The sequence below is a fragment of the Psychromonas sp. Urea-02u-13 genome (assembly GCF_002835995.1).
In the GTDB taxonomy this organism is placed as follows: Bacteria; Pseudomonadota; Gammaproteobacteria; order Enterobacterales; family Psychromonadaceae; genus Psychromonas.
This window is the reverse complement of record NZ_PJBZ01000148.1, coordinates 1-4273: the sequence shown is the minus strand read 5'-3', so window position 1 is coordinate 4273 and position 4273 is coordinate 1. Positions and strand designations below refer to the sequence as shown.

Sequence of the window (4273 nt, the reverse complement as noted above, 5' to 3'; positions counted from 1 at the left end):
AAAGACTTTGAATTATTCTCTAAGGTAATAGATTTTGTGATTCTTTATGTTTTAGAGAGTTTAGAGGTAAAAGGAAAAAAACTATATGAAACAGAGATTGTAAACAACAGTTGGCTATGATGATTCTAAGTAAGGCTGAAATAGCCAGAATACAGATAGAGAAAGCGGTTTATCTCTATGCAATAGAAAATAATTATGTTTGTGCAATAACTCTTGCTGGTGCCGCTGAAGAATTACTTGGCAATATTATCAAAGAATCAGGAGGTAAGTCAGTCATCGGTGAAGTGTATGAAGACTTTCTTTGCGAATATAATAAATTTTCAAATTTTTCAGATGATCTTAATACCATACGCAATGAGCTTAAGCACAGCCATAAAAATCCAAACCTAGATCATGAAATTAACATAGGCGAAGATGATTGTGTAATTATGTTATATAGGGCTTTAGCTAGTTACGCTAAGGCTGTTGGTACTCCAACTATAAAGATGGTCGCATGTTGGGAACTTCTTAAGAGAAAGCATGAAAAAATATTTCCAAATAGTAAATACCCTACCCAAGCTTGCTAGGTATTGTTTCTGTATTTACCATAACACCCGTTATATGCATTATTTGAGGCTATCCATTGGTGGCCTTTTTTGTGTCCTGTGGTAAATTTCCTAAGGCGCTTTGTGCCCCAAAGCGCCCTAGCAAGCTAACTCGCTACCGCCCCCATTACGACTTAGCCCCCCTAAATTTTTGTGGCCAATTGTACTTAGCCACGACACTTTAATACGCATTCATTTCCCTCAATAGTGACCTTTTTCTAAACTGCTTTGTTAGTTTATGAAAGAAGTAGCTTCCAATAGTTGTTATCCTTACAAAGCTTGCAATACAGAAACAGTTTAATTTAATGTTATTGCTATTAATTAAGGATAATAAGATGCGAATTAAGGAAGCCTCCAAGGCAACAGGATTAACTAACCATACGCTTAGATATTATGAAAAAAGTGGCCTAATCGCACCAGTTCCACGCGATGAATCAGGTCATCGTTTTTACCGAAAACATGATATTAGCTGGTTACATTTTGTGAAATGTTTAAAAAGTACGGGTATGCCACTAAAAGATATTCAAGAGTATGCGGCGAAAGTTGGAGATGCAAATAATCAAGGAGAGTTTTTACTGCAAATCATGCAGCAACATAAAATCCGCTTAGAAAGTCAGTTAACTGAAACGAAAGAGTTTTTAACGCATATTGATTGGAAAATTAATCACTATCAAGAGCTTCTTGCAGAGCACCAATAAGCAGACTAAAAGTCTATTTATTGCAAATCCGGTCAATTTTCGGGTTGAAAAAATGCATGACGACAAGGTATTGATTGTTGTAACTAGTTACAACAATTGTAAAATCAATAAAATTTCATGCAATCATTTCAACCAGCTTAATTGACGGGATAATTGTCGGAATTGATATTATTACAGATATCGACCAAGTGAACAGGCAAACCGACTCCACTTACTTTAATACCCGTATTGCCTATCTTCCTATTGTTCAGCATTTTATCCTTAAGCTTTTTAAATTAAATCACTTATAGCTGATTTGAATACTCATTAATTAACCGTAACTCAGTTTCAGTTAATAAAACCTCTGTGGCACCTAATAAACCAGCAAGTTGATCTGTATTTCTTGCTCCAACAATTGAAGCTGTAGTGGCTGGATGCGCTAGTGTCCAAGCAATGCTTAATTGTGCCAGAGTGCATTTTTTATCATGTGCTATTTTATTAAGAAACTCGACAAATGCTAAATTTTGAGTAAATAGAGGCTCTTGATAAAGGTCACTTTTATGCCGCCAATCACGTTTATCTAATTGTTCAAATCGTGAGCGACTCATGCGACCACTTAACAAGCCATTCGACATAGTAGAATGGTGAATGGTGCCTACATTATTTGCTAAGCACCACGGTAGAATTTCTTCTTCTATTTCTCTATTTAACAGTGAGTATGAAGGTTGAATTGAAGTAATAGGCGCAATTTCATTTATTAATTGCAACTGATTAGCAGAGAAATTAGATACACCAATATGACGCACCTTACCTTGCTGTTTTAAGTCAGCTAAAGTAGACCAAGCCTCCTCAAGTTGATGTTCTGGACTAGGTTTATGGATCTGATAAAGGTCAATTACTTCCACGCCTAAACGACTCAGACTATCATCAACCTCTTTTTTAATTTGTAAATCGCTCAAGCCATTACGTAGCTCTGTTTCCCCTTCGTTCCAATAAATACCACATTTACTAAAGATAAATGGCTCATAACTTGTCTGCTTTAAGGCTTTACAGATCACCTTTTCCGCATTACCTAAACCATAAGCTGGAGCCGTATCAATCCAGTTAATACCCGCTTCTAATGCAGCATGAATAGTATTAATCGAGTCTTGTTGTGATTGTTTCCCCCAGCCCCAGTCTCCAATGTCACCGCCAATTGCCCAGCTACCTAACCCTAAGCGTGAGATTTCCATATCCGAATTACCAAGTATTTTTTTATCCATGATTGAGCCTCTGCTATTAATAGAAATTTTCATTAAATTGATTAATACAGAAGCACTCTAAAGGTTAGAGTTAACTCTAAGTCAAGAGACATTATTAAAAAAGTAAAAACTCTAAGTCGATGTGTGCCCCATAGCGAGGTAGAAAGCTAAGTCGCAATCGCCCCCATTGCGACTTAGAAACCTATAAACCAGTGGCCAATTTAACTTAACCACTTCACTTTAATTTATGACTTCGTATTCCAGTTCGAAAAAATTCTTTTCTGATAACTTAGCTCTTCTTAATTCAATCTTCGATAAATTATTATCAAGACTCTCATTAAGGCCACTGATAATGCCTTGTATCAACTTTATTGTGCTTTTAGGGAACTTATAGCCTACTGTGATGCTTTTTATGTAAGCGTTAGCTTTATCGTCTTTTTTGCATGGATAGTTGGCTTTTTCGTAATAAATTTTATCCATCTTATATGCAAATAGCCGAACCTCTTTCTCATATGACCAATCTTTGTTTTTAGTAAGCATATATTGGTTGAAAAAGTAGTGTTCTTTTTCTTTGTATCTTTTGGTGGTGTGAGAGTAGCTTACTTTATCAATACCGACACCATCGGGTAGTTCGCCCTCAAAGCAGTATTCTACCATAAGTCCCGTATGATTCTCAGCATAGTGCGACCACATTAGCATTGAGTTCTCATTATTTGAAAAAGAAGCCAATCGGAAGTTGGGACGCAAAAATAAATTATCTTTATCTGCACTCAAGCTATCGTATGGTAGTTCAATTGGATCATTGAGCTGTTCAGAAGATGCTAGATAACAATACCCATTAACTATAGCGTCAAGAGTGAACTGATTGAAAGGATAGTACTTAAACAGCGAATTCCCGTTTTGAGATGTAGTTAAGGTATACCTAAAGTAACCTGCAATACTCTCATTAAAGTTATCTATATACTCATTATACAAAGAATCAGAAATAGAGTGTTCCGAGCGATTTAGACAAGATAAATAATTTGAGATAATTACATTATTCAACTCACCGCTAAATTTCATTGAATCAATAGCCGATTTATAATTCGTTAATGCAGTGTCAAATTCCCCCTGATTTTCATAGTTTACCGCGAGCATATTAGTAACTGACATCGAAGGTTCCAACTCTCTTAATAGCGAAGTCGCTTCATCGTATCTACTAGCATTAATAAGGTAAGATGCCAACATAGTTTTTTCAGATTCGCTTAGTGGATCTTCAATACTCTTCAACTTTTCTATTTCAATATTAATGACATGCAAATCCCATTTATCCTTCAGTGATTTAAGTGTTCCTACTAATGGGTCGTGCATATAATGGTTTAACAGATCATCATGGCTAAGATATTCCTCAGCTTCTTGATATAATCCCCAATCCCCAATCGAGTGAAGGTCTTCTTTTTCAAGAAGATGAGTTTTCAATGCCTTGATATTTCTTAATATCAAGTAGGCTAGATATAATGGGTTGCAACTAGATTTTCTAAAGAAATTCTGCTTATTGATGGCTATTTCATATTCTGCATTTACATCAATGCCTAAATATAGTGATGACAGTATGTGATATAACATTTGTTGATTGTCAATTTTTCTTGGTACTTCAATTCCTTCCTCTACTAATGATATGACATCAGTGTACTCCTCTGCCTCGAATGCGTATTTTATTATTACCTCTTTTGTTGGATTCGCATTTCCTTTTTCTGCTTCTTTCTTCGCTTCTTCATATATACGATTAAAG

Annotated in this window: 4 protein-coding genes; 2 read left to right on the top strand and 2 right to left on the bottom strand. The window is 35.6% G+C overall.

Features of this window, described 5'->3' with window-relative positions:
• Window positions 1-116: 116 nt before the first annotated feature.
• Both CXF74_RS20665 and CXF74_RS20660 read left to right on the top strand, forming a co-directional pair.
• Window positions 117-566, top strand: a complete 450-nt coding sequence (locus tag CXF74_RS20665; protein ID WP_157822488.1) for a hypothetical protein — start codon at window positions 117-119, stop codon at window positions 564-566.
• 353 nt (window positions 567-919) lie between these two features.
• Complete coding sequence (locus CXF74_RS20660) at window positions 920-1282, top strand: MerR family transcriptional regulator (protein ID WP_157822487.1); 363 nt, start codon at window positions 920-922, stop codon at window positions 1280-1282.
• Between the two features lie 284 nt (window positions 1283-1566).
• Here the strand turns inward: CXF74_RS20660 and CXF74_RS20655 are convergent, their stop codons facing one another.
• Window positions 1567-2523, bottom strand: a complete 957-nt coding sequence (locus CXF74_RS20655) for an aldo/keto reductase (RefSeq protein WP_101084434.1) — start codon at window positions 2521-2523, stop codon at window positions 1567-1569.
• Window positions 2524-2742: 219 nt separating this feature from the next.
• A partial coding sequence (locus CXF74_RS20650) for a DUF2971 domain-containing protein (protein ID WP_101084432.1) occupies window positions 2743-4273 on the bottom strand: 1531 nt, incomplete at its 5' end.

Excerpts from the sequence above, each read along its gene's own strand:
- CXF74_RS20665 (WP_157822488.1), top strand. The coding sequence starts at position 117 with ATGATGATTCTAAGTAAGGCTGAAATAGCCAGAATACAGATAGAGAAA.
- CXF74_RS20660 (WP_157822487.1), top strand. The coding sequence starts at position 920 with ATGCGAATTAAGGAAGCCTCCAAGGCAACAGGATTAACTAACCATACG.
- CXF74_RS20655 (WP_101084434.1), bottom strand. The coding sequence starts at position 2,523 with ATGGATAAAAAAATACTTGGTAATTCGGATATGGAAATCTCACGCTTA.